The organism is Burkholderia oklahomensis C6786, assembly GCF_000959365.1.
GTDB classification, from domain to species: domain Bacteria; phylum Pseudomonadota; class Gammaproteobacteria; order Burkholderiales; family Burkholderiaceae; genus Burkholderia; species Burkholderia oklahomensis.
This window is the reverse complement of sequence record NZ_CP009556.1, coordinates 2,676,857-2,692,261: the sequence shown is the minus strand read 5'-3', so window position 1 is coordinate 2,692,261 and position 15,405 is coordinate 2,676,857. Positions and strand designations below refer to the sequence as shown.

At 69.8% G+C, this 15,405-nt stretch carries 12 protein-coding genes and 2 pseudogenes; 8 read left to right on the top strand and 6 right to left on the bottom strand.

Going from position 1 to position 15,405, the window contains the following annotated elements; genetic code table 11:
- Window positions 1-418 precede the first annotated feature (418 nt).
- On the top strand, window positions 419-1,675 hold the full coding sequence (locus BG90_RS29595; protein ID WP_232288922.1) for a peptidoglycan DD-metalloendopeptidase family protein: 1,257 nt from the start codon (window positions 419-421) through the stop codon (window positions 1,673-1,675).
- A gap of 263 nt (window positions 1,676-1,938) precedes the next feature.
- Here BG90_RS29595 and BG90_RS29585 read toward each other — a convergent pair whose 3' ends face one another.
- The 4 genes and pseudogenes from BG90_RS29585 to BG90_RS29570 all read right to left on the bottom strand — a co-directional run.
- Window positions 1,939-3,366 (bottom strand): isochorismate synthase, encoded by a 1,428-nt coding sequence (locus BG90_RS29585; RefSeq protein WP_010118128.1) that lies wholly within the window; start codon window positions 3,364-3,366, stop codon window positions 1,939-1,941.
- Window positions 3,363-3,668 carry an isochorismate lyase gene (locus BG90_RS29580; protein ID WP_010108308.1) on the bottom strand — a complete coding sequence of 102 codons (306 nt, stop codon included), beginning with the start codon at window positions 3,666-3,668 and terminating at the stop codon, window positions 3,363-3,365. The genes BG90_RS29585 and BG90_RS29580 overlap by 4 nt, the downstream gene beginning before the upstream one ends.
- Window positions 3,665-4,438: a thioesterase II family protein gene (locus tag BG90_RS29575; RefSeq protein WP_010118129.1), complete on the bottom strand. Its 774-nt coding sequence runs from the start codon at window positions 4,436-4,438 to the stop codon at window positions 3,665-3,667. Before BG90_RS29575 ends, BG90_RS29580 begins: the two co-directional genes overlap by 4 nt.
- Window positions 4,435-4,608 (bottom strand): annotated as a pseudogene (locus BG90_RS29570) (salicyl-AMP ligase); the annotation flags it as partial. The gene BG90_RS29575 and the pseudogene BG90_RS29570, both read right to left, overlap by 4 nt.
- On the opposite strand from BG90_RS29570, the pseudogene BG90_RS29565 reads away from it, so the two are divergent.
- The 5 genes and pseudogenes from BG90_RS29565 to BG90_RS29545 form a co-directional block, all read left to right on the top strand.
- Window positions 4,603-5,912: pseudogene (locus BG90_RS29565) on the top strand (ATP-binding cassette domain-containing protein); the annotation flags it as partial. The pseudogenes BG90_RS29570 and BG90_RS29565 sit on opposite strands and share 6 nt — an antisense overlap.
- A 175-nt stretch (window positions 5,913-6,087) precedes the next feature.
- The gene (locus tag BG90_RS29560; RefSeq protein ID WP_010108314.1) at window positions 6,088-8,217 is read left to right on the top strand and encodes a TonB-dependent siderophore receptor; all 2,130 of its coding nucleotides are present in this window, start codon (window positions 6,088-6,090) and stop codon (window positions 8,215-8,217) included.
- Window positions 8,217-8,480, top strand: a complete 264-nt coding sequence (locus BG90_RS29555; RefSeq protein ID WP_010118132.1) for a hypothetical protein — start codon at window positions 8,217-8,219, stop codon at window positions 8,478-8,480. The genes BG90_RS29560 and BG90_RS29555 overlap by 1 nt, the downstream gene beginning before the upstream one ends.
- A gap of 1 nt (window position 8,481) precedes the next feature.
- Window positions 8,482-9,993 carry a PepSY-associated TM helix domain-containing protein gene (locus BG90_RS29550; RefSeq protein ID WP_010108317.1) on the top strand — a complete coding sequence of 504 codons (1,512 nt, stop codon included), beginning with the start codon at window positions 8,482-8,484 and terminating at the stop codon, window positions 9,991-9,993.
- Between the two features lie 17 nt (window positions 9,994-10,010).
- Window positions 10,011-11,258: a RhtX/FptX family siderophore transporter gene (locus BG90_RS29545; protein WP_010118133.1), complete on the top strand. Its 1,248-nt coding sequence runs from the start codon at window positions 10,011-10,013 to the stop codon at window positions 11,256-11,258.
- A gap of 143 nt (window positions 11,259-11,401) precedes the next feature.
- On the opposite strand, the gene BG90_RS29540 is transcribed toward BG90_RS29545, so the two are convergent.
- Both BG90_RS29540 and BG90_RS29535 read right to left on the bottom strand, forming a co-directional pair.
- Entirely contained in the window at window positions 11,402-11,698 is a 297-nt protein-coding gene (locus tag BG90_RS29540; RefSeq protein WP_010108320.1) for a 2Fe-2S iron-sulfur cluster-binding protein, read from the bottom strand.
- Between the two features lie 145 nt (window positions 11,699-11,843).
- Window positions 11,844-13,781 carry a sigma-54-dependent Fis family transcriptional regulator gene (locus tag BG90_RS29535; protein WP_010118136.1) on the bottom strand — a complete coding sequence of 646 codons (1,938 nt, stop codon included), beginning with the start codon at window positions 13,779-13,781 and terminating at the stop codon, window positions 11,844-11,846.
- Window positions 13,782-14,050: 269 nt separating this feature from the next.
- On the opposite strand from BG90_RS29535, the gene BG90_RS29530 reads away from it, so the two are divergent.
- Together BG90_RS29530 and BG90_RS29525 are read left to right on the top strand one after the other, a co-directional pair.
- A complete protein-coding gene (locus tag BG90_RS29530) occupies window positions 14,051-14,245 on the top strand; it encodes a DUF2964 domain-containing protein (protein ID WP_010108323.1) in 195 nt (64 codons plus the stop codon).
- A 587-nt stretch (window positions 14,246-14,832) separates the two neighbouring features.
- Window positions 14,833-15,120 carry a DUF1488 family protein gene (locus BG90_RS29525; protein WP_010108324.1) on the top strand — a complete coding sequence of 96 codons (288 nt, stop codon included), beginning with the start codon at window positions 14,833-14,835 and terminating at the stop codon, window positions 15,118-15,120.
- Window positions 15,121-15,405: the final 285 nt, after the last annotated feature.

The window sequence follows — 15,405 nt, the reverse complement described above, 5'->3', positions numbered from 1 at the left end:
TCGGCGGCAAGTCACGGAGAACGCTGGATTTTTCGGTGTCGGCGGCCGCTGGCGATGGGCTCGTTCGAGCGAAGCCGTCCTGCCTCGATATCGTTTGGATTCCTCCTTGATAGCTCCGCTCGGCCAGGGAAAATTCCTGGGCGCTTCATCGAAATAATCCGCCTTTTAATATACATTTGGCAGGTCAATATCGATAAATCGATGCGATAAATGTGTACGCCAATCTATCCGGCTTATCGTTCGCAAGGTTTACTTTTACAAAAAAGTCACTATGCTTCCCCGAGCGTAAGAACTTTGTCGGCTTGGTCAAGCTGCTAAGGAATGCGAATTGAGCTGCCAAGGTTCACCGTGGGATCGCTGCGGCCATGTCGATCGACGACGCCGCATCGGAGCGCAGTCGATCCTGTCCGTCGAAGCGATGACGTTCACTGATGAGGGAGGCGTTCTTATGAACCCGATGGTCTGGCGTAGTGCATCCGATTCGATCAAGCTTTTCATTGCCGCACCGCTGATGGCGGCCGGCCTGTCCGGCGCCGCGCTTGCGGCGCCCGTCGATGCACCAGACCTGCAGCGTGCAGTCAAACAGGCATTCTCGTCGCGGCTCAGCAAGCAGGGGCCGGCGGCGCCGGCAGCGCGCGACGACGTGGTCGAATCGATCAAGTCGGATCCGGAAACCGGATGGGTGCTCGGCACCGTGACGCAAGTCGTCCCGGACGGCGCGCCGGCCTATCCCGTCACGAAGCTCTTTCTCGCGCAGCATGCGAAAGAAGGGTGGGTCGTCGGCATCGAAGGCAGCGACGCGTTCTATGCGCTTGCCGCCGCGGCGCCGGCGAAACTGCTCGCCCGCGAGGAACGGGCCCACCTGAGCGCGGGCCGCGCGCAGGCCGCGCCGGGGCAGACCGGTCTCGCTCTGCCGTGGCAGCAAGGCACCGCGTGGTACTGGACGGGCGGCGCGCACGGCTGGAGCGGCGACAGCCGTCCGTTCAATTCGCTCGATTTCTCCGGCGGCAACGGCCAGGTGCTCGCCGCCCGCGACGGCGTTCTCTACAAGAGCTGCGAGCGCAACGGCAGCGCGATCGTCAAGCTCGTCCACGACAACGGCTATGCGACTACGTATTACCACATGGTCCAGCTGACTCAGGCCGGCAGCGGCACGCGCGTGCGCCAGGGCGAGTACCTCGGCCGGATCGGCAACGCGCTGCCGTGCGGCGGCCAGACGACGGGCGCGCACGTGCATTTCGCGCTGAGCCAGGGCGGCAGCGACGTGCCGGTGAACGGCAAGACGATCGGCGGCTGGCAGTTCTTCGAAGGCGGCAACGCGTATTCGGGCTATGCGATCCGCAATCAGCGCCGGGTGTCCGTGCAGGCGTCCCTCACCAATTATGGTTCGGAAGCCAGCGGCGGGCCGGTCGAGCCGTCGCCGCCCGCGAAGGCGACCGTGCAGGCGCCGGGGCCCGTGAACCTGCGCAGCGCGCCGTCGCTGTCCGCATCGGTCGTCGGCACGGTGGCGAACGGCGCGACGGTCCAGCTCGCGTGCTACGTATACGGCGATACGGTGCAGGGCAACTGGGGTGCGACGCGGCTCTGGTACCGGCTCGGCTCGAATCAGTGGGTGTCGGACGGATTCGTCAATACCGGGAGCAACGATCCGGTCGTGTCGGCTTGCGTCAATTGATGCCGTCGTCCTCGTGCTGCCGCGTGCGTGCCGGTCTCGGGCGTGGTCCGCACGATTCGCGAAGCGCGTATCGCGGTATCGCGCGTTGAGCGAAGCGCGCACGATGCACGGCGCGATCGCGCGTCGCATCGATGTGATCGAAACCGGCCGGGCCGGCGCGCGAGCGTCCGGCATCGGCCATGCGACGACCGCCCGGGCCGGACATTGCCCGGCCTTTTTTGCGCGGCTCGCGGCGCGTTGCGCGCGGGCCGCGTTCGTGCGGATCAGCGCGACGCCGACGGAATCGACGCGACCTTGCGCAGGTTGTCGGCGATGTCGCACAGTTCGATCGCCGCCTGCATACCCGACAGCTTGAGGTTCGTCTCCTGATACTCGCGTTCCGGCTCCGAGTCCGCGACGATTCCGCAGCCCGCGAACAGCCGGCACGCGCGTCCGGCGATCAGCGCCGAACGCAGCGCGACGACGAAGTCGCCGTTGCCGTGCGCGTCGATCCAGCCGATCGGCCCCGCGTACCAGCCGCGGTCGAAGCCTTCGTGCGCGCGGATGTGTTCGAGCGCGATGGCGCGAGGATGGCCCGCGACGGCGGGCGTCGGGTGCAGCGCCGCGACGACTTGCAACAGCGTCGCGTCCGCGTTCAGCGTCGCGCCGATCGGCGTGCTGAGGTGCTGCAGGCGCGGCAACCGCTGCAGCGACGGCTGCGCCGGCACATCGATCGTGCGTGACAGCGGCGCGAGCGCGCCGCGGATCGCGTCGACGACGAGCGCATGCTCGAGCCGCTCCTTGGCGGACGCCATCAATTCCGCGCCGAGCGCGCGGTCGCTGTCGGGATCGGCGCCGCGCCGGATCGTGCCGGCGAGCGCGTGCGTCTGCGCCTTGCCGTCCGCGACCCGCGCGAGACGCTCCGGCGTCGCGCCGACGAAGCAGCCGTCCCCGTTGCGGATCGCGAACAGATGCGCGTGCGCGTCGCGTCGCCTGAGCCGCCGCAGCAGCGCCCCGATCGCGACGGGCTGCGCATACTGTTGCTGCACGTCGCGCGCGAGCACGACCTTGCTGAGTTCGTCGCGGCGAATCGCAGCGACCGCGCGCCGCACCTTGCCCTGCCATTCGCCGGCCTGCAACGCCTGTGTGCGCAGCAGATGCGGCGCGTCGTCGTCGGGGGCGGGCGCGAGCGTCGCGAGCATGTCGAGCCGGGCGATGCGTTCGCGCGCGAGCGCGGCGGGATCGTCGTGCGCGGCGACGACATGCTGGCAGACCGCCCAGTACGCATCGCCTTCGCGGACGATCATCACTTTCGCGAGCATCATGCTCGCGTCGGCGAACGACTGCCAGTGCGCCTGCCGCGGTCCGTGCGGATCGAAGCGGAAGCCGCCGCCGATGCGCGGCGGCTGCGGCCCGGCGATGACCGCCGTGCGGCCGAGCGCGCGCCAGCGTGCGTCGAGTTGCGCGAAGCGCGCGTCGCCCGTCGCGCTCAGCTCGAATGCGCGGTCCCAGCCGAACAGCGCGACGGACGGATCGCCGGTTTCGTGAAAGAACCACGGGGTGATCGCGTCGTCCCAGCTCGCGATCAGGTCGAACAGGTTCAACGGCCGCAGCGGAAACGACGCCGACGCGAGCACGGGCTCGCCCGTCTCGGCCGCCTGGCGCGCCGCGCGCGCGAACGTGTCGCGCAGCACGGAAAGGCGGGCGCTCATGCGAGCCCCCGTTGTCGACGCCAGTGCCGGGTTTGCTGTTCGATGTACCACGCGATGATCTGTGCGTACAACGTCTCGACGAATGCGCCGTCGAGCCCGGCCTGCTCGGCCCAGCGGCGCCTGTCGGGCAGCATCGTCGCGACCCGTTCCGGGGCCGCGATGCTCTCCTGGTTCGGCTTGAATCGCGATGCGGCTTTCACGTACTGCATGCGCGCGCCGAGCGTCTCGATGATGTCGGCGTCGAGGCGGTCGATGGCTTCGCGGATGTCGGTGAGACCCGTGCAATCGTCGGGTGTCTTCATGGGTGTTCCTTGTGCGGGCGGAGGGAGTGGTCGATCTGCTCGACGAGATGTGCGATCAGCGCCGGGTACTGGCGACGCAGATAGAAATGGTCGCCGTCGAACGCCGTCACGCGGATCGGCCGCGATGCGACGTCCTGCCATGCGTGCGCTTCGTCGCGATCGAGCTCGGGATCGGCGAGCGGCAGCATCACGCCGAGCGGCGCGCCGAGCATCGGCGGCCGTTCGCGCCGGTACGTCTCGATGGCGCGATAGTCGTCACGGATCATCGGCAGGTAGATCGCGCGCATTTCCGGGTCGGCGAGCAGCGCGGCATGCTCGCCGGAGAGTCGCTCGACGTCGTCGAGCAGCGCTTCGTCGGATTGCAGATGCAGATTCGATTCGCGTTGCCGGTGCGGCGGCGGAAGCGCGGACACCGCGACATGGAGCGGCGCCGCGCCATGCCGTTCGAGGCGCAGCGCGACTTCATACGCAAGCGCCGCGCCGAGGCTGTGGCCGAACAGCACGAGCGGCTTGTGCGCGTAATGACGCAGCGCATCGGCGACCGGCTCCGCAAGCGCGTCGATCGAGCGCGCGCAGGGTTCGCCGAAGCGGTCTTCGCGGCCCGGATACTGGAGCGCGAGCAGATCGAGATCCCAGGGCAGCGCGTCGCTCCAGCTGCGAAAGAAGCTGGCGGTGCCGCCCGCGTGCGGGAAGCAGACGAGCTGCGCGCGCGGGCAGGGCGACAGCCGCAGTTCGCGGACCCAGCCGGCGGGCGGACGAAGCGCGCTCATGCGCTCGCCGCCGCCAGTTGACGGCGCAGCAGGTCGCGCAGCGATTTCTTGCTGGTCTTGCCGATGCCGGTTTCCGGAAAGCGCGGCACGAATTCGATGCGATCGGGGATCTTGAACGCCGCGAGCCCCTGGTCTCGCAGATGCCGCTTCAGCGCGAGCGACGCCGGAGCGGCTCGCGCACGCTTGCGCTCGAAGAGGCCCGCGCGGCGGGCGATCGCGACATGGCCGAGCAACTGCAAGTGTTCGCCGCGCATCAGGGGCTGCTGCGTTTTGCCGGACACGACGGCGACGTGCGCGCGGCGCTGCAGCGGGCGCTCGACGAACGGCATCGCGGCACGCGGGCGCTGATGAGGCGTTCGCTGCCGATCGAGCTCGGGTTCGCGGGCGCCGTGCAGGCGGTGTTCGTCGCGATGCTGCTGGGCGGCGCGTGGGCGGTCGCAGCCGGCCGGCTCGACGCGGCCACCGTGGTCGCGGTGCTCGTGCTGCTCGTGCTGCTCGTGCTGCTCGTGCTGCTCGTGCTGCTCGTGCTGCTCGTGCGCTTCATCGAGCCGCTCGCGCAGCTGACGCAGCTCGATCAGGCGCTGCGCGGCGGCTGGCGCGCGCTCGACACCGTGCTGACGGTGTTGCACGCGCCGCGCTTCGAAAGCCCCGAGCGCGGCCTGCAACCGCAGGACGCCGGCATCGAGGCGGTGCGAGTCGGCTATCGGTCGAATACGGGCGCGACGTTGCTCGAGAACGTCGATCTGCGCTGTCCGGCGGGGGGCTTCGTCGCGATCGTCGGGCCGACGGGGGCGGGCAAGAGCACGCTGCTCGGCCTGCTTGCGCGGCTCGACGATCCGTCCGACGGGCGCGTGCTGTTCGGCCAGGTCGATCTTCGGCGGTTGAGCGAGACGGCGCTCGCCGCCGCGCGCAATCTGGTGTTCCAGGACAACGGCCTGTTTCGCGGCAGCCTCGCGTGGAATATGCGCATGAGCTGTCCGAATGCGACCGATGCGGAGCTGAACGCCGCGCTGGAGGCGGTCGGGCTGGCGCGCGATGTCGAGCGTCTGCCGCGAGGACTCGATACCGACGTGGGGCCGGGCGGCCAGTTGCTGTCGGGCGGGCAGCGCCAGCGCGCGTGCCTTGCGCGCGGGCTGCTCGCGAAGGCGCCGCTGCTGCTGCTCGACGAACCGACCGCGAGTCTCGACGAACTGAGCGCGCGGCGTGTGCGGGACAGCCTCGTCGCGATGCGCGGCCGACGCACGCGCATCGTCGTCACGCACCATCCGGCGCTCGCGCGCGCCGCCGACGAAATCGTCGTGCTCGAAGCGGGCCGCGTGCGGGCGCGGGGCACGCACGCGCAGCTCGTCGCGACCGACGCATGGTATGGAGAGTTCGCCCGTGCCGAGCATGAGCGGGCGGCGCCGCAAGGCGCGGCCGTCGCAGCCGGCCGGTCCGCGCTGGAGTCTTGAACGCGCGTGCCGGGCATCGATAGAGAAAGGCCGGCAATCGAAAAAAGGTTCGCCTCTTACAATTGATAATGAGAATGATTATCAAGTGCGGGGGCGTTCATGCAGTACGAGGTGGCAGGACCTGAGAGATCACGGCGCGCAGTCGCGCCGGCCAAGCGTTTCGCGGGCGGACGGTGGCGTTCGTCGCTCTGTCTGGGCATGCTGATCGCGGCCCACCCCGGAGCGGCGGCGCTCGCCGACACGCCGGCGAAGGATGACGCGCAAAAGAAAACGAATGTACAAGCGCGAACCGCCGGGGCGCAGCCGGCCGGCGCCGAGTTGAAGGCGATTTCGGTAAGCGCGCCGAAGGATGCGGCGGACGATTCGGCGATCGCGACCGTTGGCAAGATGCCGCTCGCGCTGCGGGAGATCCCGCAATCGGTCAGCGTGACGACGCGCGAGCGGATGGAACAGCAAAACCTGTTCAGCCTCGACGAAGTGATGCAGCAATCGGCTGGCGTGACCGTGCAGCCCTACGTGCTGTTGACGACAGCGTACTTCGTGCGCGGCTTCAAGGTCGATTCGTTCGAGCTGGACGGCGTGCCGGTCGTGCTCGGCGACATGGCGAGCGCGCCGCAGGACATGTCGGTCTACGAGCGGGTGGAGATCCTGCGCGGCGCGAACGGCTTGCTGCACGGGGCGGGCAATCCGGCCGCGACCGTCAACCTGGTGCGCAAGCGGCCGCAATACCAGTTTGCCGCGAGCGCGGCGGCGAGCGTCGGCAGTTGGGGGCGCTATCGCGCGGAGGCCGACATCGGCGGGCCGCTCAATCCGACGGGCACGGTGCGGGGGCGGCTCGTCGCCGCTTACGAGAATCGCCACTTCTTCTACGACCGAGCAAAGCAGAATACGCGCTCGATCTACGGCATCACCGAAATCGACGTGACGCGCGACACGCTGCTCACGCTGGGCGCGCAATACCAGTCGGTCGCGTCGGTGCCCGACATGTCCGGCGTGCCGATGGCGCGCGACGGCGCGAGCCTCGGCCTGCCGCGATCGACCTTTCTCGACGTCGGATGGGGGCATTTCGACTGGGATACGACGCGCGCGTTCGGCTCGGTCGAGCAGAAGCTCGGCGGCGGCTGGAAGGCGAAGCTGAGCGGCGAGTATCAAGCGGTGCGCTCGGACCTGAAATACGCGGGCTCGTTCGGCGCGATCGATCCGGCGACGGGCGCGGGCGGCATGCTGACGGGCGGCGCGTACCAGTTCAGCAGTTACAGCCGCAGCGTCGATGCGAACGTGCAGGGGCCGGTGCGCGCCTTCGGGCTCACGCACGAACTGCTGCTCGGGATGACCTACGCGAACAGCAGCAGCGGGCAGTTGAGCGCGCCGTTGCTGGCGGGCCCCGGCACCCCGGTGAACGTGTACCGCTGGAATCCGGACAGCGTGCCGGAGCCGGGCATCGGGCCGTACCGGCAGTCGCAGCAAAACGACATCTCGCAAAAGGGCATCTACGGTCTTAGCCGCATCAAGCTCGCGCAACCGGTCACGCTCGTGCTGGGCGGGCGCGTCAGTTGGTGGAGCCAGGACAGCCTCGGCGCGCACTACAACACCGGTCGCCAGTTCACGCCGTACGGCGGACTGATCTGGGATTTCGCGCGCGACTGGTCGTGGTATGCGAGCTATGCGGAAGTGTTCCAGCCGCAGACCAAGCCGACCTGGGGCGGCGGCATCCTGACGCCGGTGAAAGGCCGCACCTACGAGACGGGCATCAAGGGGGAACTGGCCGGCGGCAAGCTGAACGTGTCGCTCGCGGCGTTTCGCATCGATCTCGACAACAGCCCGCAGGTCGACGCCGCGCATCCGTGCGCGGGACAGAACTGTTACTACGTCAACGGCGGCAGCGTGCGCAGCCAGGGTTTCGAATTCGAGGCGAACGGGCGCATCACGCCGTGGTGGAGCGTATGGGCGAGCTATACGTTCGACACGATGCGCTACGCGCAGAACCTCGACAGCAGCCAGTTCGCGCCGCTCCTGAATCCGCGCCATCTGTTCCGGCTGTGGACCCACTACGACCTGCCTTGGCAGGAGCGCCGCTGGAGCATCGGCGGCGGCGTGCAGGTGCAGAGCGATTTTTCGGCGGTGTCGAACGGCGTCACGATGCGCCAGGGCGGCTACGCGCTCGCGAGCGTGCGGCTCGGCTATCGCCACGACAGGCACTGGAGCGCCGCGCTCAACGTCAATAACCTGTTCGATCGCACGTATTACCAGAGCCTGAGCCAACTCGGCTGGAACAACCGCTATGGGGAGCCGCGCAACGTGATGCTGACCGTGCGCGGGCAATTCTGATGGCGGGTGGCTGGCCCGCACGGGCGGCCGTTGCGGTCGGCGGCGCATCAGCGGGCGCGATCGAGCTGGCGGTGACGCTCGCGCGCCACTATCCGGCGGATGGACTGAACCGGCTTTATGCGGCAGTGCTGCTGGCGCTCGCCGCGGGCGTCGCCGTGCTGCTGTGGGCGCTCGTCGCGTCCGGCTGGCGGCAGACCGTCCGGCGCGCGTTCGCGTGGCTCGTTGTGCTGACGCCGTGCGTCTGGTACTGGGGAGGGCGCTGACATGGACGCCTCGTCGCGATCGCGCTGGCGCGCCGTCCATCGCGGTGCGGGCGCGCTGTTCGGCGTCGTGCTGTTCGTGATTCTGTTCAGCGGCACCTGGAGTCTCGCGCAGGAATCGATGCAGGGCTGGTGGCGGCCGCCGGCGCTCGCCGTCGCGGGCCCGCCGCTGCCGCTCGAGCGGCTCGTCGCGCGCGCGTCGGCGCTCGGTTTCCCGCTGCGCGATGCGCGCATCGTGCTGCCGCAGCCCGCCGATCCGGCGATCCGGTTCTGCTCGGCACGGCAGGCGTGCACGCTGGCGCTGAATACGGCGACGGGCGAGCCGCTCGTGGAGCCGGCGCGGGCCGCATGGCTCGTCACGCTGCACAAGACGATGTTCGCCGGCTTTCCCGGCCGGATCTTCGTGAGCTTGTGGGGCGTCGCGCTGCTGGTGCTGATCGTCGCAGGCCTCGTTTTGCACCGGCGTCGCTGGCCCGACGCGGCGCGGGTGCGGCGCGGCAAGGGGCTGCGCGTCGCGCTGTTCGACCTGCACGGATTGATCGGCCTCTGGGGCGCGCCGTGGCTCGTGCTGTTCGCGTTCACCGGCGCGTTGTCCGGGCTCGGCGCACTCGGCACCGTGTCGCTCGCGGCGGCCGCGTTTCCGGGGCAGCCGCAACGGGCGCTCGCGGAGCTGATGGGCGCGCCGCCGCCCGCCGCGGCAGGCGAGCCGTGGTCGCGCGCGCCGGATCTCGACGCGCTGCTCAGACGCGACGCCGCGCGCGTGCCGGATTTCCGTCCCGAAGTCGTCGCGCTGCATCACTGGGGCGACGCGCATGCGAGCGTCGAGATCGCCGGCACGATGGCCGGTCTGCCGAGCCCCGCGCTGTTCGAGCGCCATCTGTATCGCGCGGCCGACGGGCAATGGCTCGCGGACGCCACGTCGCGCGGCCGCGGCATCTGGCTGCGCGCGTTCATCGCCGTGCAGCCGCTGCATTTCGCGCGATACGGCTGGACCGAAGCGGCGGGCGGCGGACTGCGCGCGCTTCACTTCCTGATGGGGTTGTGCGCGTGCGTGCTGTGCGTGACGGGACTCTATCTGTGGATCGAGCGTCGGCAGACGCAAGGCGACCGTCTGGCGCGCGCACTGGCGGCGCTCGGCGTCGGCGTTTGCGGCGGACTCGTGTTGGCGGGCGGCGTGCCGCTGTTCGCCGGGCGCGTGCTGCCGCCGGGCGCGCGCATCGATCATGCGCTGGAGACGCTGTTCTGGTCGATCTGGATCGGCAGCGTCGCGCTCGCGGCGTGCGTGCGGGATCGCGCGGCGCTGCTGCGCGGCCTGCTGCGCGCGGCGGGCGCGGCGTATCTGCTCGCCGGCGCGGCGCATCTGTCGATCGCGCTGGTCGAAGCCGGCGCGCCGGCCTACTGGCACATCGACGCGTTGCTCGCGGGCCTCGGCGCGCTGCTGATGCGCGCGGCGCAGCGTCCTCGTCGCGGTGTGCCGCAATCCGCCGGCCTGCCGGCCGGCCCGGAACCTCTTTAACGCTACTGGAGAAATCGATGCGCGATTTGCCCGAACATCGCCGCCTCGTGATCACGATCACGCTGCTTTATCTGTCGCAAGGCATTCCGATTGGCATCGCCATGGACGCGATGCCGACCTTGTTGCGCCACGACGGCGCACCGTTGCATGCGCTCGCGTTCCTGCCGCTCGTCGGGCTGCCGTGGGTCGTCAAGTTCTTGTGGGCGCCGGTCGTCGACAACCGCTGGTCGGCGCGGATCGGCCGCCGCCGCAGCTGGATGCTGCCGATGCAATGCATCGTCGTGCTGTGTCTCGCGAGCCTCGCGCAAGTCGGGATGACGGTCGCGACGGCGGGCTGGGCGGTCGCGCTGCTCGCCGTCGCGTCGCTCGCGAGCGCCACGCAGGACATCGCGAGCGACGGAATGGCCGCCGCGCATTTTCACGGCGCCGCGCTCGCGAAAATCAACGCGATCCAGATCGCGGGCGTGATGATCGGCTTCTTCGGCGGCGGCGCGGGGGCGCTCACGCTGATCGGTCTGTTCGGGCAGCGGGCCGCGTTCCTCGCGCTCGCGGCCGTGCCGCTCGCGAGCCTCGCGTGCGTGCTGTGGCTGTTGCCGCGCGACGCCGGGCGGGCGCGCGCGACGCCCGCCCGGCAGGCGAGCCTCGTGCGCTTCGCGAAGCGGCCGTTGTCGATGTCGCTGCTGTCGATGTCGCTGCTGTCGGCGATGACGGCCGTGTCCGGATTCGGGCTGTCGAAGCTGTTCCTCAACGATGCCGGCTGGACGCTCGATGCGATCGGGCGGCTCGGCATGGCGGGCGGCATCGTGACCGTCGTGCTCGGTTGCGGCGGCGGCGCGTGGCTCGTCCGGCAACTCGGCTTGTGGCGCGCGTTCACGGTCGGCGTGGGCTGCGCGGGCGCCGGCGCGCTGTTGTGGTTCGCGCAGGCGAACGGCTGGCTCGCCGCCGCGCCGCAATGGGTGTGGCTGTGCACGGTGCTCGGCTCGCTCTCGACCGGCGTCACGTCGGTGTCGATCATGACGGCCGGCATGCGTTTCGCGGGCGACAGCGATCAGGCGGGCACCGACGTCACCGCGGTGCAGAGCACGCGCGATCTCGGCGAACTGATCGCATCGTCGATGATGCTGACGCTGACGGCGAAGGTCGGCTATACCGGCGGGTTTCTCGCCGGGGCGGCGCTTGCCGTGCTGGCGGCGCTGATTGCGGCTCGCCTGCGGCGGCAGGAGTCGGCGCGCGCGCGCTGGCCGGCGGGCGATGCGATGGCGTGACGCCCGGCTCGTTGCCGTTTTCCGTGATTCGGCCGGCTACCGGGCGATGCGGATGCCGGGCGGCGCGCGCGGCGCATGGGCGGTGCGGGCGGCATGCGCGATCGGTTGCGGGCGTTTGCGCGGCGACGGCCGCGCGCGTTCGCTCATTCGGCGTGCGGCACCTCGATGACGAGGTCGGATTGCGCGATCGCGACGCACGGCAGGATGTAGCCTTGCGCTTTCTCTTCGGCGCTCACGCCCGGCCAGTCGATCCGGTAGACGATCGAGCCTTCGCGCAGGCGGCACAGGCAGGTCCGGCACGTGCCGTTGCGGCAAGAGCGCGGCAGCGACACGCCGGCGAAGCCCGCCGCTTCGAGCAGCGACAGCGATTCGGGCGCGTCGAAACCCACTCCGAGCGGCTCGACGCGCACCTGGTGCGAACGTTCTTCTGATTCGGTCATGCGATCGTGGGCGGCGAGGCGGCGTCGTGGACGAGGAGCGGCAAGGATACCCGATGCGGCCGCGCACATCGCCCGCCGGCGCGCTTGCGGGTGTGCGCATCGCGCGTGGGGGCCGGATGTCGCGCGCGTCGCCGGCTGCGGCGGCTCAGGCGCCCGGCCGCCGCCTGCGCAGATGCCGATAGACGGTGTTGCGCGCGAGCCCGAGTTCGCGTGCGGCCGCCGACACGTTGCCGCGATGCCGGTCGAGCGCGCCGTCGATCAGCGCGGCCTGATGGTCCTGCAGCGTCGGCGATGCCGCGGTCGCGGCGGACGCTGCGGCCGGGTCTGCGTGCGGCGCCGCGGCTTGCCGCTCGGGCGCCGGGCAGTCGAGCCAGAAATCGTCGGGCAGATGCTCGACGCCGATCTGCGTTTCGCTTTCGGCGAGCATTCCCGCCGTGCGCAGCACGTTGGTCAATTGACGCAGATTGCCGGGCCACCGGCAGCGCGCAAACGCGGCGAGCACTGCCGGCGATACGCTCGCCGGCATCGGCTCGCTGCGCGCGAGCCGCGCGAGCACGCGTGCGACGAGCGTCTCGAGGTCCGAGCGCTCGGCAAGCGGCGGCAGCGTCACCGCGAGGCCGTTGATCCGGTAGAACAGATCCTCGCGGAACGTGCCGGCCGCGATCATGGCGCGCAGGTCGCGGTGCGTCGCGCAGACGATCCGCAGGTCGACGGGCACCGCCCGCGCGCCGCCGAGCGGCATCACCGCGCGTTCCTGCAGCACGCGCATCAGCCGCACCTGCTGCGCGAGCGGCATGTCGCCGATTTCGTCGAGAAACAGCGTGCCGCCGTCCGCCTGCGCGATCTTGCCGGGGCTGCCGCGCTTGCGCGCGCCGGTGAACGCGCCGTCTTCGTAGCCGAACAGCTCCGCCTCGATCAGCGAATCGGGCAGCGCCGCGCAGTTGACCGCGACGAACGGGCCGTCGCGGCGCGGCGACGCATGGTGCAGCGCCCGCGCGAGCCATTCCTTGCCGGTGCCCGTCTCGCCGAGCACGAGCACTGGCAGGTCGCGGCCGCGCACCTTGCTGACGCGCTGCAGCACGGCGGCCATCCGCGCGTCGCCCGTATCGAGCGTCGCGAACGTGATCGCGTCGGGATCGTCTTCGCGCGACGCCTCGGCAATGCGGGACGGCGCGGCGCGCCCGGTCACTGGGACGGCCGTGCGCTGCGCGTCCGCGAACTCGCAGCGCGCGCGCACCCGCACGCCGGTCGCGAGCGTCAGCGTGAAGCACGCGAGCGGTTCGCGCGCCGCATGCTGCGCGAGCTTCGCGAACGACATGCCGAACAGTTCGTCGCAGCCGCGCTGCTGCAGTGCGTCGAGGCTTGCGCCGAGCTGGAATTGCGCGCTGCGGTTCGCGGCGAAAAGCGCGCCGCTCGGGCTGAATGCGACGAGGCCCGCGAACAGCGAGTCGACGAATTCGTCATGCGCGTGAAAGCGCACGCGCAGCGCGTCGGCGCACTGGTTCGCAAACAGATGATTCTCGATCAACTGCGCGGACATCTTCACGAGCGCGAGCGTATGCGGGCTGAAGCCGCGCGGATCGCCGCTCACGTCGAGCGCGCCGAGGATGCGGCCGAACGGATCGGCGATCGGCGCGCACGAGCAGGTGAGCACGTGGTTCGCGCGCAGGAAATGCTCGGCGCCGTGGACGGCGATCGCCTGGCCCGCGATCAGCGCGGTGCCGATCGCATTGGTGCCGCGCGCGTCCTCCGCCCACGACACGCCGGGGCAGAGCGCGACCCGGTTCGCCTTCTCGACGAAATCGTCGTCGCCGATGCTGTGCAGGATCACGCCGTCGCGATCGGTCAGGAGCACGAGGCTTTGCGTGTCGGCGATCTGCGTGTGCAGCGTATCCATCACCGGACGCGCATGCGTGTACAGCGACTGGCTGCCGTCGATCAGCTCGCGCAGCGCGGTGCGCGACAGCGGCGAGAAGTCCGGCGGCTCGGACGCGCGCAGGCCGACCGATAGCGAGCGGGCGTGCGCTTGCGCGAGCAGGTCGACACGGCTCGCTGCGGCGGGCAGCACGGAAGATTGCGGCATGACTTGTCTCCATGGGGCCCGCCGACGGAGTGTGTTCTCCGCTCGACCGGCGCAGCGGTTGACGTGGCGGCGCGGGCACGTCTCATCATACAAGCGCCGCGAGCGATGTGCGACTGCAAATCGAATTTCCCTTGCTTTTGGGCCTCTGCCTGCAATGATGGAAACAAGGCGCGCACGCGCCGCGCCTTGCCGGGACCGACGCCGAAAACGCGCGCGGTCCCCGCCATTCGGCATGCGCCGCGACATGCATCCGTTCGGGGAGAATCATCATGGTTCGGACGGAACTGAGAGTGGTGCTGGCGGCGATCGCGACGTTCGTCGCGCTGGCCGGCATCGCCGTGGCGATCCACGGATTGTTGTTCGATCAGGATGCCGCGCTGCGATACGGCGTGGCGGCGATCGCGCTCGGCGTGACGACCTGCGTGGTCGCGCTGAACGTATGGCCGAAGGACGAGCAGAAGTAAGCGCGCCGGCCGGTCGCGGCGACGGCAAGCGCGCCCGCGGCGCGGCAGGGTCCGATCGGCTCGCTGCCCGGGCGACGCGACAGACGCCCTGGACACGTTCGAGACGCGGCCGCGCGGTCGGCGGAGAGGGGAGTTCGACGCGGCGACGCGAGCATCGGCGAGCACGTCGGCAATCCGCCGACGATATGGCGCCTCGGTGCGCATCCGGTCGAGCATCGCACCTCGCGCCGGAACGCCGAAACGGCCGCCGACCCGGCTCGTTTGCGATCGGCGCGGCATGGTGAATCGCAGCCGAATCCGGCGCTCGATTCGCATGACGATTGATTGCCCGCTTTGCCGCGCAGTCAAGCCGTTCCCCCGTCAATAGGCAGAAGAATGCGTCGCGGCATGCGCGCGCGCAGGGTTTTTTGACGAAATCTTGAGTCGTGCGGGAAAGCGTCTAAAGTGAATTCAACCGGAGCATCAGGCGAGCGCGCGCCGTTCGCCGCACGACATCCTCTCCGGCCAGTCCGCGCGCTTCCGGCAGGCAAATGCTACCGGCGGCACGCGGTTTCTTGCATTCTCGAGCTACGGCAAAGGCGGTTCCGATGCAGATCCAGTTCACGAACGATGCCCCCGAATATTCGGGCCGCGAATTGACGATCGCGTTCATGGCAATGGTCGACGGCGAGCCGGTTCAATGCCATATCACTGCCGAAGCGCTCGAGGACCATTTCGGCGCGGCTTCGCCGCGTTTCGAGGACATGGTGGGCGCATTCGACACGCACCGGCCCCGCATCGAGGCCGCGGCACGGCGCTTGCTGTCCGAGACCCGTGCGCAGTGCGTGGTGCTGAGAAGCGGGTACGTCCGATTTTACGAGGCGAACTGGCGCTAGAGTGCGCCGTGTCGCGAACGAGCGCTGCCCGGGGGTGGCGCTCGTTTTTTTTGTGGTGACGTCGGCGGTCGGGTTTCGTTCGGCATGCTTGCGGTATGTGTCGGCGACGGATGTCGGACGTGCCGGTTCATGTGGCTCTCCGCTTCGTGCATCGGACAGGCGGACGGCGTCCGCGGAAAGGCGCGTCGAACGGTCGGGCTGCGCGCGCGTCGGTTGTTCGTTCGCCGGGATTCCATTGGCCGATTGTGGAATGGCTGCGCCGCGAGCGCGTGCAGCGCGAACGAT